Source organism: Rhodoferax sp. TS-BS-61-7, from assembly GCF_002943465.1.
In the GTDB taxonomy this organism is placed as follows: Bacteria; Pseudomonadota; Gammaproteobacteria; order Burkholderiales; family Burkholderiaceae_C; genus Allorhodoferax.
This window is the reverse complement of sequence record NZ_PTQY01000001.1, coordinates 1,187,459-1,205,355: the sequence shown is the minus strand read 5'-3', so window position 1 is coordinate 1,205,355 and position 17,897 is coordinate 1,187,459. Positions and strand designations below refer to the sequence as shown.

The following is a 17,897-nucleotide window of genomic DNA, read 5'->3' as shown; positions in this document are numbered from 1 at the left end:
GCTTTTCTATTTTTAGCGCTGTACTATTGCGCCAAACACATAGACACTCGTTGGCATGGGCATCCTGGCAAGGTTTCTCCCCAAGGCGCTCAGGCGCCGGATTCTGAACGCACTTTCGGACGGAGAGGACACCTTCTCGCGGGTCTTCAACACCAGCGCCGACTGGATTGTCATCACCCGCCTGAGCGACAGCACCATCGCCAAGGCCAACTCCGGTTTTGAGACCATCAGCGGCTACCGACGCGAAGAAGTCCTGGGGCGGCGCATGCTGGACTTCAATGTGTGGGCCCACCCCGAACAGCGGGTCGCCCTGGTCGCAGAAATGATGCGTGCCGGGTCGGTTCGCAACCACCTGGTGACCCTGCGCCGACGTGATGGTGCGCTGCGGGACTGTGTGGTCAACTGCGCCCTGATTGCACTGGACGGGCCGGAACACTCACACGCCGTCTGGATTGCCCGCGACGTGACCGAACACAACATCGTGCACGAGCAGTTCAAGGCCGCGTTCCAGCTCACACCGGATTTCATGTCCATTTCCCGCGTGACTGACGGACGTTATGTAGAAGTAAACGCAGCCTTTGAGCGCATCACCGGCATCGCACGGGCAGAGGCGCTAGGCAAAACATCCACCGAGCTGCGCATCTGGGCCGAACCGGAGAAACGCCCCAGCCTGATTACGCTGCTGGAAACAGAGGGCGCCGTGAACGACTTCCCCATGGCCCTGAACGCCAAGGGCCAGGTACGCGAGGCACTGCTCAATGCTGTGGTCTTCGAGTCGCGCGGCGAACGTTACATCATTGCCCTGCTGCGCGATGTGACTGACGAACGCAAGGCCGCCCGCGCTCTGCAGGAAAGCGAATCCCGCTTTGTCCGCCTGTTCGACCAATCCCCGCTGCCCATGTGTTATTCCAGCGACGAAAACCAATACCAGACCACCCAGTGGAACCTGGCCTGGTTCGATGCTTTTGGTTTTGACCCGGTCGAGGACCAGGGCAAATCGGGCCTTACGCTGAATGTGTGGGTGGACCCCGAGGAACGCACGCGCCTGCTGCGCATGACGGCGGAGGGCACCGCCTTCACCGACGTGGAGGTGCAAATGCGCCGCCGCAACGGGGAGTTGCGCTGGATCTCGCTGTCGACCCGGCTGTTTGACGAAATGAACCGCACCATGGTGCTGTTCACCTACTTTGACATCACCGAGCGCAAGCACGCCCAGGAGGGCATTCTGGAGCTCAATGCCCAGTTGGAGGCCCGTGTTGCGCGGCGCACCGCGGAACTGCAGGGTGCCAATGCGGAGCTCTCACAGGCCCTGTCTACGCTGCAAATTGCACAGGACCAACTGGTGCAGAGCGAGAAACTGGCCGCGCTGGGCTCCCTGGTGGCCGGTGTGGCCCACGAGCTCAACACCCCGATCGGCAATGGCCTGACGGTGGCCAGCACGCTGGAGCACCGCATCGAGAGTTTTCAGGGCTTGGTCCACAGCGGGCTGCGCAAGTCCGACCTGCAAACCCTGCTGACCGACATGCAACTGGCTTCCGAAATCCTGGTGCGCAACTTGGGACGGGCTGCGGCCTTGGTAGCCAGTTTCAAGCAGGTGGCGGTGGACCAGACCAGCTCACAACGGCGCAAGTTTGACCTGGGCGCGGTGGTCGCAGAAATCCTGGTCACCCTGAACCCTGCGCTGCGCAAGACGGCGTGCAACGTTCACACACACATCGAGGAGGGGCTGACCATGGACAGCTACCCCGGCCCGCTGGGTCAAGTGTTGACCAACTTGATCAACAACGCGGTGCTGCACGGTTTTGAACCCGGCGAAGAAGGCATGGTGGAAGTACAAGCCTGGGCGCCGGATGGCAAACAGGTGGTGATTGAGGTGCGGGACAGTGGCCGCGGCATCGTGCCCGAGAATCTGCACCGCGTGTTTGACCCCTTCTTCACCACCCGGCTGGGCCAGGGTGGATCGGGGCTGGGCCTGCACATCGTGCACAACCTGGTGCACAGCGTGTTGGGCGGGCGTATTGAAGTCCACAGCCGCCTTGGCGCGGGTGCAAGCTTCAGCATCACCCTGCCCATGACGGCGCCGGAGCGTGTTGAGGGCGCCACCGCCATGCCCATCAGCGACGGCTGACGCGCACCACCGGGTCTGTCAGGCGACAGGGTGCAACTGCTGAACCAGGTCCAGGTAGTCCTGCACCGGCACCTCTTGGGCACGGCGCTGCACATCGAAGGTCCCCACAAAGCCTTTTTCCTCCAACCAGCGGCCCAGGGTGTGGCGCAACAGCTTGCGGCGCTGGCTGAACGCCACCTGCACCATCTCGGAAAAGAGCTTCTGGTCAATCGCCGGTGGCTGCGCCAATGGCACCATGCGCACCACCGCACTGTCCACCCGCGGCGGTGGATCGAAGCTCTCCGGCGGCACAAACAGCACGTCTTCCATGGCGTAACGCCATTGCAGCATCACGCTCAGGCGGCTGAAATCCGAAGAATCTGCCGGTGCGACCATGCGGTCAATCACCTCCTTTTGCAGCATGAAGTGCTGGTCTTCGATGCAGTCCACATGGTCCAGCAGGTGGAACAGGATGGGGGTGGAGATGTTGTACGGCAGATTGCCCACCACGCGCAGCTTGGGCCGGGCCGTGATCTCAGAATTTGCTATCGTTTTAGTAGCTGCTTGCGCAATATCTATAAGGCTAAAGTCCACATTGAGCACATCAGACTCAATGACCGTCAGTTGGTCGTGGCTACGCAGGCGTTTGGCCAGGTCGCGGTCTAGCTCGATCACTGTGAGGTGGCCCAGGCGTTCCACCAGCGGCTGGGTCAGCGCCGCCAAGCCGGGACCAATCTCCACCATGGGCTGGCCCGGCTGTGGATGGATGGCATCCACGATGGCATCGATGATGCCGCGGTCAGACAGGAAGTGCTGTCCAAAGCGTTTGCGGGCGATGTGTTTGGTCATAGCCATCCTGGCTTGAGCGCTGCCGGGCCGCCCCAAGGCGCGAAGGCCCCCCCGGGGGGCAGCGAACGACACGAAGTGCGGAGCGTGGGGGCCATCATTGGGGTGGTTCGCGCATTTCCACGTAGGCGCGGCCACGCACGTCTTGCGCCCAGTTGCGGTAGGCCTCGTCATAACGACTGCGGCGCAACTGGTTGCGCACCGACTCGCGCACCTGCTGCGGGCTCAGCTCTGCGCGACGGCGTTCCGTGAGCTGGATCAGGTGCACACCAAAACGCGACACGACGGGCTGGCTGATTTCGTTTTCCTTGAGTCCGTTCATGGCCTCTTCAAACTCCGGCACAAACATGCCTGGGTTGGCCCAGCCCAAGTCACCACCCTGCTCGGCCGAGGTGTCTTGCGACAAGCTGCGCGCTGCCGAGGCAAAGTCGGTCTTGCCGCTCACAATGCGCTGGCGGGCATCGGCCAGCTTGGCAACGGCCTGGGCCTGCGATAGCTGGGGGCTGCTACGCAGCAGGATGTGACGCGCACGGCTCTGGACCACGGTTTGCACCAGGCGTGTGGGCGCGCGTTTCTCAATCACCTTGAGAATGTGAAACCCTGCACCGGAGCGCACGATCTCGGACACCTCACCGACCTTCAGGGCCTGGGTCGCCTCGACAAACAAAAGTGGGTAACGGTCGGCACGGCGCAGGCCCAGCTGCCCTCCGTTGTTGCGGTCAGCCGCCGAGGCCTCTTTCACCAAGCGGTCAAAGTCTTCACCGGCACGGATGCGATCCAGCAGGCGCTTGGCTTGCACAAAGATGGCTGCGGCCTGCTCGGCTGAGGCTTTCTCGGGCACGGCCACCAGGATCTGGGCCAGGTTGATGTCGAAGGTCAGCGGGTCGGTGTTGGCCGCCTGCTGGGCTTGCATGGCGCGCTCCACATCCACGTCGGACACCTTGATGGTGGACTCCACATCACGCTCATGCAAGCGGTTCAGCGTCAGTTGGTCACGCAGCCCACTGCGGAAGGTGGCAACACTCACGCCGTCTTTGGCCAGGCGCTGGTGCAGGCCGGCAACGTCCACCTCATTTTGGGTGGCCACGGCTTGCTCGGCACGGTCAATGGCAGGGGCATCAATACGGATGCCGGTCTCACGGGCCAGCTGCAGCTGGGCGCGGTCGCTGATCATGCGCTCCAGCACCAGACGGCGCAGCTCGGCAGCCGGGGGCGTTGCCTGGCCCTGCTGCGCGATTTGTTGCGCGACCCGTTTGATGTCACGCTCCAGCTCCTGGTGCGTGATGGGCTCGGAATTCACCAGCGCCACGATGTAATCCAGCGACTGGCTGGTTTGCGCGTGTAACGATGGCAGCGCCAGACCGCAGACACAGGCAAGGGCCGCGGCCCACATGCGTAATTTCATGGTTCTCAATCGTAGTTACTGAAGCGGCTGTTGGAGCCGCCGGCGTCACGCAAGTTCTGGTAGCGTGAGATATTGGATTTCAGGCTCTGCAGCGGGCTCACACCCAGGCGGGTGAAACCCACAAACTCCAGCTCAAATTTGATGCTCTCGGTGGCCGAGGAGGTACTGGTCTGCACCCGGCCCACCACCACCCGCGCCAGCCAGCAGCCCGCATCGTACTCGACGCCCAAAAGCGTGTCGACCAGCCGGCGTTCGTTCATGCTGTAGTTCATGCGTCCCACAGCGTAGTAGCGGCCTTCGCCCTGGCCGCGGCCTGCCCCCAGGTCCTGGCCGCGGTCGCCCCAGAGGTCGTTGAGGGGCCACTGCCAGCTCACATCCACCTGTTCACTCACGTCGCGCTGGAAACGGTAGGCCGCATTCAGCACCCGGTAGCTGCTCGGGCTGTAACGTGCTCCGACGGTGGAGCGCACCGATCTGTCGGTACGCGCGTTGTACTGCACCGTCGAGTCCAGCGCCCAGCGCTCATTCAGATTCACCCCGGCCCCCAAAAGCACATCACTAAAGCCCGCACGGGCCGGTTCTGTGGTGGGGGTGAGGGTCACCAGCTGGTCTTCAAACCGGAACCGTTGTGCGATGCCAAAACGCGCCAACTGCGCGCCCGTGCTGGCGTCCAGGAACCGTGTCGTCAGCCCGAAGGTGAGCAGGTTGTTGTCCGAAATTTTGTCGTGCCCGCCATAGGCGTTCTCGGTGAAGATGGTGGCGAAGTTGAAGTCGTTGGCGCCGGTGTCGTAATTGGGCAGCAAGCTCTGGTTGCGGTAGGGGGTGCGCACATAAAACAGGCGTGGCTCCAGGGTCTGCACCATGTTTTGGCCCCAGTAGCTGGTGTCACGCTCAAACACCAGACCCGCATCCAGACTGAAGGTGGGCACGGTGCTGTCGGCCGAGCGGGTGCCGTCGGCCAACATGGCATCAAACTGGTAGGCCGCCGTGTGCAGCTGCAACTTGGGCACCACAAAACCGGCCGAGCCCAGCCAGGGGTAGCTGACCTGGGCCAGTCCAACCACACGTTGCGCGTTGGGTTGCAGCGTCAGTGTGCGGTCCGCCTCAAACTGCGTGAAGTCACCCTGCAAGGACCAATCGAATCCATGGTCATTGGTCTGCGTGTAACTGGCCACCAACTGGGGCACGCGGTCGTAGGGCGGAACAATCGGAGCCGTAGGGTCCTGCAAGGTCTGCCACTTCAGCACGCTGGCACTCAGGCTGTAGGGGCCCTGCGACCAGCTCACGGACCCATTGCTGGGCAACAGGCGCTGCGTCAGCGTGCCGTTGGAGGAACCCGTGAAGTCGCGCCAGTAGTTGTCGTCACTCACCCGGTTCACATTCAGCAGGTAAGTCACCGATCCCACCTCAGGCCAGCCGGTGTCCCAGGTGCCGGTCTGGTTGACCGATGCACCCCAGCGGTCGGCACTGCGCAGCTTGTCGCTGGGCATGTAATTGGCGCGCAACACGCCCGCGTAGGTGGGTTCGAGGTAACGGAATTCGCCGCCCAGATCGACGCCCCGCGCCGTCATCAGCGTGGGCGTGATGGTCGCGTCGCGGTTGGGGGCAATGTTCCAGTAATACGGCACGCTGAGCTGCGTTCCGTTCACGCTGTCCGCGCCAATGGTGGGCGGCAGCACGCCGGACTTGCGTTTGTCGCTCAGCGGAAAACTGATCGCCGGCACCGGCAGGATGGGCACGTCCTTGAAGCTCAGGTAGCCCCCGTGGGCAATGCCCACGTCCTCACCACTGTCAAACTCGATGTTCGCCGCCTTCAGCACCCAATCGGGCATCCAGCCCGGGCCGGGCTTGCGCCGGCAGGTGGTGTAGGTGGCGTTGTGGACCACGGTGGTGTTGGCGTCCACAAAGTCGGCACGGCTGGCCTCGCCATGGGCATCACCCTGCAGAAACTGGTAACGCGGCTCCACAAAAAAGCCCTCAAAGGTCTCCACCTGGAGCTCCAACAGCGGGCCTTCAAACACATTGCCACCGCGGTTGATGCGCACATTGCCGCTCGCCTTGGCGCGGTCGGTGGCCGCGTTGTACTCCAGCCGGTCCGCCTTGATAACGGTGCCGGGCTTGCGCAATTCCGCCTGGCCTTCCACCACCGTCTCCAGGTCCGGGCGGCCCGAGATGCGTTCACCCATCAAGAAGGTCGGCGCCTCGTTGCGCTGGGCCGGCGACAAGGACTCTACGAGCTTGGGGCTTGCGGTCAGGCGGGCGGGCTCTGCCTCGGGGCCCTCTGCGGCGGGCGACTCCTGCTGGGCCTGCGCCGCCATCTGCACGCACGCCAGGGCCACCAGGGCAACCAGGCGGGTCAGCGGGGGCAGGCAGGGGAGCGGCCTGCAAGGCAGGTCGCGCGGAGAAAAACGCATGGGGCGGAGCGCAGGGTCGGTCGGCAAATCGGTTCGAAGAAACAGCCCGTCAAGGACAGGTGCCCGCAGGCGCCGCCAAGGGGCTTTGTAGAATGGATTATCCATGAGCCCAAGCACCGCCCTTCCCCCGAACGCCCCCGCCGCACCCGCCACCGACATCCATTGGGCCGACCCGCAGCGCCAAGCCCTGTTTGCCACCTGGTTTGACCAGGTGCAGGCCACCCACCAGCTCGATCCCAGCACCCTGGGCCTGGCCTCGGCCGATGCCAGCTTTCGCCGTTATTTCCGGGTGCAGGGCCCCAGCGGCACGCGGGTCATCATGGACGCGCCACCCGACAAGGAAAATTGCCAGCCCTTTGTGGACATCGCCAAACTTTTGGCACAAGCAGGTTTGCGCGCGCCCGACATCCTGGACTGGGACCAGGCCCACGGTTTCATGCTGCTGAGCGACCTGGGCACGCTGACCATGATGCAGCTGATGGACGCCCGCGGCGACCTGAACCCCACCTTCAGCGCCACCGGCCAGGCACTCAGCGCCCCGCCGCTGGACCTTTACCTGGGCGCGGTGGACACGCTGGTGCAGTGGCAGTTGGCCTCCCAACCCAACGTGCTGCCCCCCTACGACCACGCGCTGCTACTGCGCGAGCTGGAGCTGTTCCCCCAGTGGTACGTCGCCGGACACCGCCAAGTTACGCTCGATGCGGCCCAGCGCAAGGTGCTGGACGATACTTTTGCGTTGTTGATCGAAAACAACCTCTCTTGGCCCAGCGTCTATGTGCACCGCGACTTCATGCCGCGTAACCTGATGGTCCCCTTGGACGGCCTGCCCCCCAAGCTGGACGCAACCACCCTGGGCGTGCTAGATTTCCAGGACGCCGTCTACGGCCCCATCACCTACGACATCGCCAGCTTGATGCGCGACGCCTTCCTGAGCTGGGACGAAAGTTTTTGCCTGGACGTGACCATCCGCTACTGGGAAAAAGCGCGCAAGGCCGGCCTGCCCGTGGGCGACGACTTTGGCGAGTTCTACCGTGGCGTGGAGTGGATGGGCCTGCAGCGCCACCTCAAGATCGCGGGCATCTTTGCGCGCCTGACGCTGCGCGACGGCAAACCCAAGTACCTGGCCGACACGCCGCGTTTTATCGACTACATCCGCAGCACCTGTGGCCGCTACATGCAGCTCAAACCCCTGCTGCGTCTGGTGGAGAACATCGAGGGCATCGAAATACCCACGGCCTTCGTCTTTGGTCGCTCATAACGCAGTTTATAAGCAAAATTGACCTCTAGACCCCGTGGATATTGCGCAAACAGCTCCTGATTTAATAGCAAAATAGCCCCATGCCCCGCTTCTACTGCCCCACGCCGCTGGTGACTAACGCCCTGCTGGAGCTGCCTGCCGGTGCGGCGCGCCATGTGCAAGTGCTGCGCCTGCAGCCGGGCGATGCCATCACGCTGTTCAACGGCGAAAGCACCGAAGAGTTCGACGCCACCGTCACCCGCATGGGCCGCAGCGATGTGCAGGTGCAAGTGGGCACCCACCGCGCCACCGAACGCGAACCCACCCGCCGCGTGCACCTGGCCGTGGGCATGCCGGCCAATGACCGCATGGACTGGCTGGTGGAAAAAGCCACCGAACTCGGCGTGGCCAGCATCCAGCCGCTGATGACCGAGCGCAGCGTGCTGCGCCTCAGTGGTGAACGCGCCGAGAAAAAAGTGGCGCACTGGCAAAGCGTGGCCATCTCCGCCTGCGAACAGTGCGGCGGCAACCGCGTGCCCACGGTGCACCCGGTGCTCACGCTGGCGCAGTGGCTCAAGACCCTGCCCACCACCGATGATTCCCAGCGCCTGCTGCTGTCGTTGCGCGAAGGCAGCGTGGCATTACATGCCAAGACGCCCACGCAAGAGGCCATGTTCCTTTCGGGCCCCGAAGGGGGCCTGGGCCCCGCCGAAGAAGACCTGGCGCTGGCCCAGGGCTTTGCCCCCGTGTCACTGGGGCCGCGCATACTGCGTGCGGAAACTGCTGCTTTGGCCGCACTCACCACCCTGGCACTGCTGCCCTAATCCCACCACTCCTTCGGGCGCGCCCCCATGAACCGCAACCTCTGGCTGCTGGCCCTGTGCCAGGGACTGTTCCTTACCAACAACGTCACCTTCATCGCCATCAACGGCCTGGTGGGGCTAGCACTCGCCCCTTATGGCTGGATGGCGACACTGCCCGTCATGGGGTATGTGGTGGGCGGGGCACTGGCCACGCCACTGGTGGCGCAGACCCAGGCGCGTTATGGGCGGCGTATCTCCTTCCAGATTGGACTGGCGGTGGCCGTGGTCTCTGCGCTGCTGGGTGCCTGGGCCGTGGCCGAGAAGCAGTTTTGGTGGCTGGTGGCCGCCACCGTGGTGGCGGGTTATTACAGCGCCAACGGCCAGCTCTACCGCTTTGCGGCCGCCGAACTGGCGCTGCCCGCGTTCCGCGAAAAAGCCGTGTCGCTGGTGCTGGCCGGTGGTTTGATCGGCGCCGTTGCCGGGCCCAACCTGGCGGCGCGCACCCGCACGCTGCTGGAGGTGCCGTTTGCCGGCGCCTACGTGGTGCTGGCCGGTGTGGCCCTGCTGGCCATGCTGCTGATGGCGTTTGTGCAGTTTCCGGCGCACCAGCCGCCTACCGCCCAGACGCTGCGGGGCCGCCCGCTCTGGGAGATTGCACGCCAGCCGGCCTTTATGGTGGCCTGTATCTGCGCCGCGCTGGGGTACGGCGTCATGAACTTGCTGATGGCGGCCACGCCACTGGCCATGCAGCAATGTGGCCTGGGTTTTGACGATGCGGCTTTTGTGCTGGAGTGGCATGTGATCGGCATGTTTGCGCCAGGTTTTTTCACCGGCCACCTGATCAAACGCTTCGGCACCCTCCCCATCATGGGTGTGGGTGTATTGCTGAACCTGTTGTGTATTGCGGTGGCGCTCACCGGTGTGGAGCTGCACCAGTTCACCATCGCGCTGTTCCTGCTCGGGGTGGGCTGGAACTTCCTGTTCACCGGCAGCACCACGCTGTCGCTGGCGGCGTACCGGCCCGAGGAAAAAGACCGGGCCCAGGCGGCTATCAACTTTGCCGTGTTTGCGGTGATGGCGCTGAGCTCGCTGGCGTCCGGCGCGCTGGTGGTGACCAGCGGCTGGACCTGGCTCAACCTGGGCTCGCTGCCCCTGGTGCTGCTGACCGGCGCGGCCCTGCTGTGGCTGGCTTTGCACCAGCGCCGCACCGCCGCCTAAGGCTTACTGGCCTAACAAAGCATCTTTGAGTTTGAAATCGGCGGGCGCCGGGCCGACCCAGATCTTGAGCACCATGTTGAAAAACTCGGTGTCTCCCACGGGAGCGCCTTGGGGCTGGCCCTGGATGTAAAACGTGGTGCCCTTGCCCGGCACGTATTCCATGGCAAAGGTGTCGCCGCTCACCAACTTGGGTTTGCCGGAAAAAATCTCGATCAGGCGGGTGCTGGACGCCGTGTGTTTTTGCACCAGCTCCGGCGATGAATTGCTGTTCAGGCCCTTGATAAAGGCCAAGCCCAGATCGGTGCCAGGCACATCGCGCAGCGCCACAAAATTCAGGCGTTTGGGGCCTGGCAAAGCCAGCAGCGCCTCGGGCGTGGCCACCTTGCTAGGGGTGTAGATCGCCATGTCATAGACCTTAAAAATGGCCTTGTAACGCGTGCCCATGCCGTTGAGCGACAGTGAGGTGCCCTGCACCACCTGGGTGGGGGCAAAGGTGCTGGTGACCGTGGTGGCGGCCTGCACTTGCAATGCCGTGCAAGCGCAGAACAGGGCGCCAATCAGCAGGGTGTGCCGTAATTGGCTGGGAAGGGGTTTCATCATGCAGTCTCCTTGTTATGGCGGGCTGCCATCCACACCTCCAGGGCGTCCACCGCCAGCGGTCGCGCGATGTAATACCCCTGCAGGGTGTGGCAGCCACTCTCCCGTAAAAATGCTTGTTGTTCGACCGTCTCTACGCCTTCGGCTACCACATTGAGGCCCAGCGCATTGGCCAGCCCCACGACACCGCGCACGATGGCGCGTGAGTCGCTGTCCACGTCCGCATCGTTGACAAACGAGCGGTCGATCTTGAGTTGGTTGGGCCGCAGGCGCTTGAGGTAGGCGAGCGAGGAATAACCGGTACCGAAATCATCGATGGCAATCCCGACACCGAGCTGACGCAGGCGCTCGATGATGCGCTGGCTGGTTTCGGTCTCGGCCATCAGCACACTTTCGGTGATCTCGATCTCCAGCTCATTGGGCGCAATACCGCTGGCGGCCAGTGCGGCCTGCAGGCTGTCGAGCAGGCGGTGGTCCCGGAACTCCAGGGCCGAGACGTTGACCGCCATATTGCCGACGTGGATGCCGCGCGCCTTCCAGTCCGCCAGTTGGCGGCAGGCCTCGCGCAGGGTCCACACCCCCATCTCGGCAATCTTGCCGGACTCTTCGGCCAGGCCAATGAATTGCCCGGGCAGCAGCAGGCCCCGCGTCGGGTGTTGCCAGCGCACCAACGCTTCCACAGCCACCAAGCGGCCGGTCATCGCGTCCACCTGCGGCTGGTAGTGCAGGACCAGCTCGCCATGCGCGATGGCATGGGCCAGTTGTTGCTCCAGCTCCAGGCTGGCCTGCAGGCGGAAGTTGAGTTCGGAGTGGAAGAAGCTGTAGCGCGCGCGGCCCAGGGTCTTGGCCTGGTAGACCGCAATGTCGGCGTGTTTGACCAGGGTTTCAAAGTCCTGCGCATCTTCGGGGAACAGCGCAATGCCGATGCTGGCGGACACCCGCACCGTAGTGTTGGCCAGTTGCACCGGCTCTTCCACCACGCGCAAAATGCGCTCGGCCATTTCGCCCAGCGACTCCCAGTGGTCGATGTCGCTCACCATCACCAAAAACTCGTCACCGCTCTGGCGGCACACCACGTCCACCTCGCGCAGCGTGTCGCGCAGGCGGCGCGCCACCTCGATCAACAACTCGTCGCCAGCGGCATGGCCCATGGAGTCGTTAACCGCCTTGAAGCGGTCCAGGTCGATAAAAAAGATGCCGAACTGCTGCTGGCTGCGGTGGGCCTGCAGCATCTCGCGTTGCACCAAGTCGATGAACAGGGCGCGGTTGGGCAGTCCAGTGAGCTGGTCGTAAAAAGCCATCTGCTGCAGCTGGGCGTTTTTGGTGCCCAGCTGGCCAAACAGGGTGCGCAGCTCTTCCTGCACGCGGCCCAAGTGGCGGCCCAGCAGGCCCAGTTCGTCCTGGCGGCGCCAGACAAAACGGGCCCGGTCCACAGTACTGTCCTGTCCATGGTCCAGCAGGGCCGAGGCCTGCTCCTTGAGCCGCTCAATCGGGCGCAGCACGCGCGAGACCAGCACCGGCATCAACACCGCCAAAATCGCCAGCACTTGCAGCGCCACCAGCGACAGCATCTGGCTGCGCCGCGCCTGCAACAGGCCCTGGCCGTAGGTGGCGTCAAACCACACCACCAACGTGCCCAGCACCTCGCCCGAACGCACCACGGTCTGGGTGCGCCGTGTGAGGCTGCCGGCGGCGGTTTCGGTGGCCAGGGTTTTGCCGTAATCGGGCCGCACCCGCTCCAGCTCGGGGGTGTTGGCGAGGCCGTCCTCGATGCGCACGGCCACCACCTGCGGGCTCTCCAGCAGGCGCACGGCCGCAGCGTCCAGCGCCACCCGGTCCACCACCCACATGGGTTCGGCAATCGACACGCTGCCGATCTTCATGAGCGCGGTTTCGCTCTGGGCCAGCAAGGCCTTCTGGGATTTCTCCGCCAACTCCTGCTCCAGCGTCAGCAGCAGCAGGGCCGGCAGGGTCACACCCACCACCACCACCACCATCATGGTGTAACGCAAAGGCAAACCGGCACGCCAACGGGCACGCAGACTGGAGAAGCTCAGGGGGAAACGGTTCATAGGGGCGTGTGGCACTCAGATAAGCACAGGCAGTGCCAGGCTCAAAACCGCTGGTCCAGCCATTGGCGCAAGGCTGCAAATACAGGCGCCGCGTCCAGCTCGTTGAAGATCTCGTGGTACAGGCCTTCAAAACAGTGCGTGGTCACCAGCGCCTGGGGTGCCGCGGCGGCAAAGTCGCGGCTGCCTTGTGGCTGGACCAGGCGGTCGTCCCCCGCATACATCAGCAGCGTGGGCACCTTCCATTGGGGTGCCAGGGCCACGGTGGCCGGGCCGGCCGTGGCAATAAACCGGGCCAGGCGTGCGGAGATGCGGTCGTGCACCAGCTTGTCGGACTGGTAAGCGGCCACCACAGCCGGGTCGTGCGAGATATAGCTGGCGTTCAGGCCATTGCCCACGCGCAGGTTGGGGAACAACTTGGGTAACACTGCCACCAGCAGCTTTTGGAACGCGCTAAGCCCCGGGTTCAGCGCGGGCGAGGACATCACCAGCGCATCCACCGGGCGCATGCCCAGCGACACAAAACGCCCCGCTACTAGGCCGCCCATGCTGTGGCCCAACACAATCAACGGCGTACCTTTGTCCATGCGGGCGCGGGTGCTGTCCACAATATCGGCCAGGTCGTCCAGCAGGCGGGTGTCATTGGGCAGGCTGCCGGGTGCGCCACCCGACTCACCATGGCCGCACTGGTCGTAACCGCGCACGGCAAAACCCCAGGCATTGAGCTGGTGCGCCACGTGGTCGTAACGGCCAGCATGCTCGCCCAGGCCGTGCACAAGAATGACCACGCCGCGCAGGCGCACGCCAGACTCCAGCGGCCAGTCCTGGATGACCACGTTATCGCCATCGCTGGCCACGAAGGTAGTGAGGGTGGTGTCAGCGCACATACAGGGGTCCGTGGTTCAGGGGAAACGGGAAATCACCTGGGCCACGGCCGCGGTGAGCTTCTTGGCATAGGGAACGTGCAAAAACTCGTTGGGCCCGTGGGCATTGCTCTTGGGGCCCAGCACGCCACAGACCATCATCTGCGCTTTGGGAAAGCCTTTGGACAGCATATTCATGAGCGGAATGGTGCCGCCCTGGCCGATGTGGCCACAGGGCGCGCCAAAGTGCGCTTGCGAAGCCTCGTTGAGCGCGGCCTCGAACCAGGGTGCGGTGTCGGGGGCGTTCCAGCCGGTGGCGCTGGACATGCCTTCAAAGGTGACTTTGGCCTGGTAAGGCGCGTTGTCTTCGAGTAGGGCCTTGAGCTCCTGCACGGCCGTTGCGGCCTCCACCAGCGGGGGCAGGCGCAGGCTCAATTTAAAGGCGGTGTAGGGGCGCAGCACATTGCCGGCATTCTTGAGTTCCGGGAAACCGTCGGCCCCGGTCACGCTAAGCGTGGGTTGCCAGGTGCGCTTGAGCAAGGCTTCCAACGGGTCGGTGGTGGTAGGCAGGGCGAAAGTGGTGGCACCGCCGCAGTCGTAGTGCGCCCAAGGGAAGCGCTTGAACAGCTCGTCGCCCAGAATGGCGGCCGTGGCCTGCGCCTGCTGCAAGCGCTCGCCCGGCACCTCGCAGTGGAAACTCTGTGGCAACAGGCGGCCGGTTTTGCTGTCTTCCAGCCGGTCCAGTACCTGGCGCATGATGCGAAAGCTCGACGGCACCAGGCCACTGGCGTCGCCCGAGTGGATCCCTTCGGTGAGGATCTCCACCTTGAGCACACCACTGGCCATGCCACGCAGGCTGTTCGTGAGCCAGAGCTGGTCGTAGTTACCGGCACCAGAATCCAGGCACACCACCAAGCCCACGTCGCCCAGGCGGGGCTTGAGGATGTCAATGTAGGGCAGCAGGTCGTACGAGCCGCTTTCCTCGCAAGTTTCAATCAAACCGACCACCCGCGGGTGCGCCACGTTCTGGCTCTTGAGGGCTTGTAGCGCAGCAATGGCGGCATAGGCGGCATACCCATCGTCGGCACCACCGCGGCCATACAACTTGCCGTCTTCGTATTTGGGGGTCCAGGGGCCCAGGTCGTTGCGCCAGCCGGAAAACTCGGGTTGTTTGTCCAGGTGGCCGTACATCAGCACGGTCTGGTTGGAAGTGCTTCCGCTGGCCGCCACTTCAAAAAACAGCACCGGGGTGCGGCCTTCCAGACGCACCACTTCGAGGGTGAGGCCGGGCACCTTCTGCGCCTCGATCCATTGTGCGGTGTTGCGCACCACCGTTTCCAGATACCCGCCGCTGGCCCAGTCGGCATCGAACATGGGGGACTTGGCGGGGATGCGGATGTAGTCCTCCAAGCGGTGAACAATGTCACGGTCCCAGGCTTGGCTGACTTGCTCCAGCGCTTGTGGCGCATTCAAGGCGGCGGACGGTACGCGGGCGTTCATGTCGAACTCCTGATGGGCAAAATTGGTAAAGCACCATCATGCCATGGGCGCGGCCCATTCCGGCTCTCACAAACCCTCAGGGCGAGACCGTTTTGCGCCAGCGCAAACCGGCACGGGTGGCGCCCAGCGTCGCCCCGCCGCGGGGCCGGTATTCACAGCCCACCCAGCCGGCGTAGCCCAGGCTGTCGACCAGCGCCAACAGGTAGCCGTAGTTCAGCTCACCCGCATCCGGCTCCTGCCGCTCGGGCACACTGGCAATCTGAATATGGCCCACGGCGCCCGTGGGCAGGTACTGGCGCAGCTTGCTGGCCACATCGCCCTCCGTCACCTGGCAGTGGTACAGGTCCATCTGCACCTGCAGGTTGGCCGCCCCAACCTCCGCCACCACGGCATGCGCCTGGGCCTGCTGGCGCAAAAAGTAACCCGGCATGTCGCGTGGGTTGATAGGTTCGATGAGCAGGGTGCAGCCCTGCGCTGCCGCCTGCTCTGCGGCCCAGCGCAGGTTGTGCACATAGCAGGCGTGCAGGGCCGCGACATCCGCCCCCTGCGGCACCAGCCCGGCCATCACATGGATGCGCGGGCATTGCAGGATCTGGGCATAACGCAAGGCCTCGGTAATCCCCGCGCGAAACTCCGCCTCGCGCCCCGGCAGGCAGGCCGTGCCGCGTTCACCGCGGTCCCAGGCGCTGGCCATGCTGGTCAGGTCGGCGCCTCCCGGCGGCGCATTGAGCAGCACTTGCTGCAGACCGGCCTGCCGCAGGACCTGGTCAATCTCGCCCGCGGTCCACGCGTAGGGAAACAGAAACTCCACACCCGCAAAGCCATCTTCAGCCGCCGCGGCAAAGCGCTCCAGGAACGGCAGCTCGTTGTACAGAAAACTCAGGTTGGCGGCAAAGCGGGGCATGGCAGGTCGTGGGTTCAGCGCAGCATTCAGCGGGCCAGCTTGTAGACCGAGGTACCGGCGCGCAGATTCGGCGCAAAGCGCACGGTGCGTCCGTCTTGCAGACCAAAGCTGTCGAGCACCCGCAGGCCATTGCGCTGCGCCAGCAGGGCCAGATCGGCATGCGTGCCGACGCGGATGTTGGGCGTGTCGTACCACTGGTAGGGCAGGCGTTTGGTCACCGGCATGCGACCCTTCAAAATGCTCAGGCGGTTGGGCCAATGCGCAAAGTTGGGGAAGGCCACAATACCCACGCGGCCCACACGCGCCGTTTCCTTGAGCATGGTCTCGGCATTGCGCAAATGCTGCAGCGTGTCAATCTGCAGCACCACGTCAAAGCTGGCATCGCCAAAGACCGTGAGGCCCTGGTCCAGGTTGAGCTGCAGCACATTCACGCCGCGCTGCACGCAGGCCAGCACATTGGCATCGTCCAGCTCCACGCCATAACCCGTGCAACCGCGTTCGCGTTGCAGGTGGTCCAGCAGGGCGCCGTCGCCACAGCCCAGGTCGAGCACGCGAGAGCCTTCAGGCACCAGACTGGCAATCGCGTGCAGGGTGTTCAGGTCGGTCATGCTGAGAGTGCCCCCACGCTTGTCGCTGCGCGTACTGCGCTGCCCCCCAAGGGGGCGCTTTCCGCCTTGGGGCGGCCCGGCGGCGGAAATACCTCTGCTTCCTGTGCAATGCTATCAAAGTAGGAGCGCATCACGCCCATGTAACGGGCGTCATCGAGCAAAAAAGCATCATGTCCGTGAGGCGCGTCGATCTCGGCGTAACTCACGTCGCGCTGGTTGTCGAGCAGGGCCTTGACCACCTCGCGGCTGCGCTTGGGGCTGAAACGCCAGTCGGTGGTGAAACTCACAAGCAGGAACTTGCAGGTGGCGCGTGCCAGGGCCTGGCTCAAGTCACCGCCAAAGGGCTTGGCCGGGTCAAAGTAATCCAGCGCGCGCGTGATCAGCAGGTAGGTGTTGGCATCAAAGTACTCGGCAAACTTGTCGCCCTGGTAACGCAGGTAACTCTCGATCTGGAACTCCACGTCCTGGGTGCTGTACTTGTAGCCACTGGCACTGCCCAGCACCGTATCCTTGAGTTCGCGACCGAACTTCTCGTTCATCACGTCGTCGCTGAGGTAGGTGATGTGGCCAATCATGCGGGCGATGCGCAGGCCGCGCTTGGGGATGACGCCGTGTTCGTAGAAGTTCCCGCCGTGGAAGTCCGGGTCGGTCACGATGGCGCGGCGCGCCACTTCGTTGAAAGCAATGTTCTCGGCCGTGAGGTTGGGCGCACTGGCCACCACCACGGCGTGGCGCATGCGGTCCGGGTACTGCAGCGTCCAGCTCAGCGCCTGCATGCCACCCAGGCTGCCACCCAACACAGCGGCCAAGGTCTGGATGCCCAAGGCATCGAGCAGGCGGGCCTGGGCATTGACCCAGTCTTCCACCGTGACCACCGGAAAATCGGCGCCATAGACCTTGCCCGTATCGGGGTGGGTGTGCATGGGGCCGGTGGAGCCGAAGCAGGAGCCCAGGTTGTTCACGCCAATGACAAAAAACTTGTTGGTGTCCACCGACTTGCCCGGGCCAATCATGTTGTCCCACCAGCCCTCGGACTTGTCCTGGCCCGCGTAGACGCCCGCCACGTGGTGCGAGGCGTTGAGCGCATGACAGACCAGCACGGCGTTGGACTTGTCGGCATTGAGCGTGCCGTAGGTCTCGTAACTCAGCGAGTAGCCATGGATGGACGCACCGCTTTGCAACTGCAAAGGCGCGTCGAAGGTCATGGACTGGGGCGTGGCAATCAGCATAAAAAACAAAACCCGGCAACGCTAAACGCGGGCCGGGTTGCAATGCCAAAAGGCGGGTCCGTGTTTAGCTGTATTTATTAAGCGCCCGCAAGCTGGA

Annotated in this window: 14 protein-coding genes; 4 read left to right on the top strand and 10 right to left on the bottom strand. The window is 63.9% G+C overall.

Features of this window, described 5'->3' with window-relative positions; all coding sequences use genetic code 11:
• Positions 1–55 precede the first annotated feature (55 nt).
• Complete coding sequence (locus tag C5F53_RS05695) at positions 56–2,128, top strand: PAS domain S-box protein (RefSeq protein WP_105260298.1); 2,073 nt, start codon at positions 56–58, stop codon at positions 2,126–2,128.
• 18 nt (positions 2,129–2,146) lie between these two features.
• Here the strand turns inward: C5F53_RS05695 and rsmA are convergent, their stop codons facing one another.
• The 3 genes from rsmA to C5F53_RS05680 all read right to left on the bottom strand — a co-directional run bounded on the left by rsmA (position 2,147) and on the right by C5F53_RS05680 (position 6,772).
• A complete protein-coding gene (gene rsmA, locus C5F53_RS05690) occupies positions 2,147–2,956 on the bottom strand; it encodes a 16S rRNA (adenine(1518)-N(6)/adenine(1519)-N(6))-dimethyltransferase RsmA (protein WP_105260297.1) in 810 nt (269 codons plus the stop codon).
• Between the two features lie 94 nt (positions 2,957–3,050).
• On the bottom strand, positions 3,051–4,358 hold the full coding sequence (locus tag C5F53_RS05685; protein ID WP_105260296.1) for a peptidylprolyl isomerase: 1,308 nt from the start codon (positions 4,356–4,358) through the stop codon (positions 3,051–3,053).
• Positions 4,359–4,363: 5 nt separating this feature from the next.
• The gene (locus C5F53_RS05680; protein ID WP_105260295.1) at positions 4,364–6,772 is read right to left on the bottom strand and encodes an LPS-assembly protein LptD; all 2,409 of its coding nucleotides are present in this window, start codon (positions 6,770–6,772) and stop codon (positions 4,364–4,366) included.
• Between the two features lie 103 nt (positions 6,773–6,875).
• On the opposite strand from C5F53_RS05680, the gene C5F53_RS05675 reads away from it, so the two are divergent.
• The 3 genes from C5F53_RS05675 (at position 6,876) to C5F53_RS05665 (ending at position 10,030) form a co-directional block, all read left to right on the top strand.
• Positions 6,876–8,030 carry an aminoglycoside phosphotransferase family protein gene (locus C5F53_RS05675; protein ID WP_105260294.1) on the top strand — a complete coding sequence of 385 codons (1,155 nt, stop codon included), beginning with the start codon at positions 6,876–6,878 and terminating at the stop codon, positions 8,028–8,030.
• Positions 8,031–8,110: 80 nt separating this feature from the next.
• Positions 8,111–8,833: a 16S rRNA (uracil(1498)-N(3))-methyltransferase gene (locus C5F53_RS05670; RefSeq protein WP_105260293.1), complete on the top strand. Its 723-nt coding sequence runs from the start codon at positions 8,111–8,113 to the stop codon at positions 8,831–8,833.
• A gap of 27 nt (positions 8,834–8,860) precedes the next feature.
• Positions 8,861–10,030 carry an MFS transporter gene (locus C5F53_RS05665; RefSeq protein ID WP_105260292.1) on the top strand — a complete coding sequence of 390 codons (1,170 nt, stop codon included), beginning with the start codon at positions 8,861–8,863 and terminating at the stop codon, positions 10,028–10,030.
• 3 nt (positions 10,031–10,033) lie between these two features.
• Here C5F53_RS05665 and C5F53_RS05660 read toward each other — a convergent pair whose 3' ends face one another.
• The 7 genes from C5F53_RS05660 to C5F53_RS05630 form a co-directional block, all read right to left on the bottom strand.
• Positions 10,034–10,630, bottom strand: coding sequence for a chalcone isomerase family protein (locus tag C5F53_RS05660; protein WP_105260291.1), 597 nt, complete (start codon positions 10,628–10,630; stop codon positions 10,034–10,036).
• Positions 10,627–12,699: a bifunctional diguanylate cyclase/phosphodiesterase gene (locus C5F53_RS05655; protein ID WP_105260290.1), complete on the bottom strand. Its 2,073-nt coding sequence runs from the start codon at positions 12,697–12,699 to the stop codon at positions 10,627–10,629. Before C5F53_RS05655 ends, C5F53_RS05660 begins: the two co-directional genes overlap by 4 nt.
• 41 nt (positions 12,700–12,740) lie before the next feature.
• Complete coding sequence (locus C5F53_RS05650; protein ID WP_105260289.1) at positions 12,741–13,583, bottom strand: alpha/beta hydrolase; 843 nt, start codon at positions 13,581–13,583, stop codon at positions 12,741–12,743.
• Between the two features lie 15 nt (positions 13,584–13,598).
• Positions 13,599–15,059, bottom strand: a complete 1,461-nt coding sequence (locus tag C5F53_RS05645; RefSeq protein WP_105260288.1) for a M20/M25/M40 family metallo-hydrolase — start codon at positions 15,057–15,059, stop codon at positions 13,599–13,601.
• A gap of 76 nt (positions 15,060–15,135) precedes the next feature.
• Positions 15,136–15,963, bottom strand: coding sequence for a 2-oxo-tetronate isomerase (gene otnI, locus C5F53_RS05640; RefSeq protein WP_105260287.1), 828 nt, complete (start codon positions 15,961–15,963; stop codon positions 15,136–15,138).
• Between the two features lie 26 nt (positions 15,964–15,989).
• Positions 15,990–16,571, bottom strand: coding sequence for a methionine biosynthesis protein MetW (gene metW / locus C5F53_RS05635; RefSeq protein WP_105260286.1), 582 nt, complete (start codon positions 16,569–16,571; stop codon positions 15,990–15,992).
• Positions 16,568–17,800 carry a homoserine O-acetyltransferase gene (locus C5F53_RS05630; RefSeq protein ID WP_105260285.1) on the bottom strand — a complete coding sequence of 411 codons (1,233 nt, stop codon included), beginning with the start codon at positions 17,798–17,800 and terminating at the stop codon, positions 16,568–16,570. The genes metW and C5F53_RS05630 overlap by 4 nt, the downstream gene beginning before the upstream one ends.
• Between the last annotated feature and the right edge of the window lie 97 nt (positions 17,801–17,897).

What these genes read in the sequence shown, in the direction of transcription:
- C5F53_RS05680 (WP_105260295.1), bottom strand. Translation starts at nt 6,772, where the DNA reads ATGCGTTTTTCTCCGCGCGACCTGCCTTGCAGGCCGCTCCCCTGCCTG.
- C5F53_RS05645 (WP_105260288.1), bottom strand. Translation starts at nt 15,059, where the DNA reads ATGAACGCCCGCGTACCGTCCGCCGCCTTGAATGCGCCACAAGCGCTG.
- C5F53_RS05665 (WP_105260292.1), top strand. Translation starts at nt 8,861, where the DNA reads ATGAACCGCAACCTCTGGCTGCTGGCCCTGTGCCAGGGACTGTTCCTT.
- C5F53_RS05695 (WP_105260298.1), top strand. Translation starts at nt 56, where the DNA reads ATGGGCATCCTGGCAAGGTTTCTCCCCAAGGCGCTCAGGCGCCGGATT.
- rsmA (WP_105260297.1), bottom strand. Translation starts at nt 2,956, where the DNA reads ATGACCAAACACATCGCCCGCAAACGCTTTGGACAGCACTTCCTGTCT.
- otnI (WP_105260287.1), bottom strand. Translation starts at nt 15,963, where the DNA reads ATGCCCCGCTTTGCCGCCAACCTGAGTTTTCTGTACAACGAGCTGCCG.
- C5F53_RS05630 (WP_105260285.1), bottom strand. Translation starts at nt 17,800, where the DNA reads ATGCTGATTGCCACGCCCCAGTCCATGACCTTCGACGCGCCTTTGCAG.
- metW (WP_105260286.1), bottom strand. Translation starts at nt 16,571, where the DNA reads ATGACCGACCTGAACACCCTGCACGCGATTGCCAGTCTGGTGCCTGAA.
- C5F53_RS05655 (WP_105260290.1), bottom strand. Translation starts at nt 12,699, where the DNA reads ATGAACCGTTTCCCCCTGAGCTTCTCCAGTCTGCGTGCCCGTTGGCGT.
- C5F53_RS05670 (WP_105260293.1), top strand. Translation starts at nt 8,111, where the DNA reads ATGCCCCGCTTCTACTGCCCCACGCCGCTGGTGACTAACGCCCTGCTG.
- C5F53_RS05675 (WP_105260294.1), top strand. Translation starts at nt 6,876, where the DNA reads ATGAGCCCAAGCACCGCCCTTCCCCCGAACGCCCCCGCCGCACCCGCC.
- C5F53_RS05685 (WP_105260296.1), bottom strand. Translation starts at nt 4,358, where the DNA reads ATGAAATTACGCATGTGGGCCGCGGCCCTTGCCTGTGTCTGCGGTCTG.
- C5F53_RS05650 (WP_105260289.1), bottom strand. Translation starts at nt 13,583, where the DNA reads ATGTGCGCTGACACCACCCTCACTACCTTCGTGGCCAGCGATGGCGAT.
- C5F53_RS05660 (WP_105260291.1), bottom strand. Translation starts at nt 10,630, where the DNA reads ATGATGAAACCCCTTCCCAGCCAATTACGGCACACCCTGCTGATTGGC.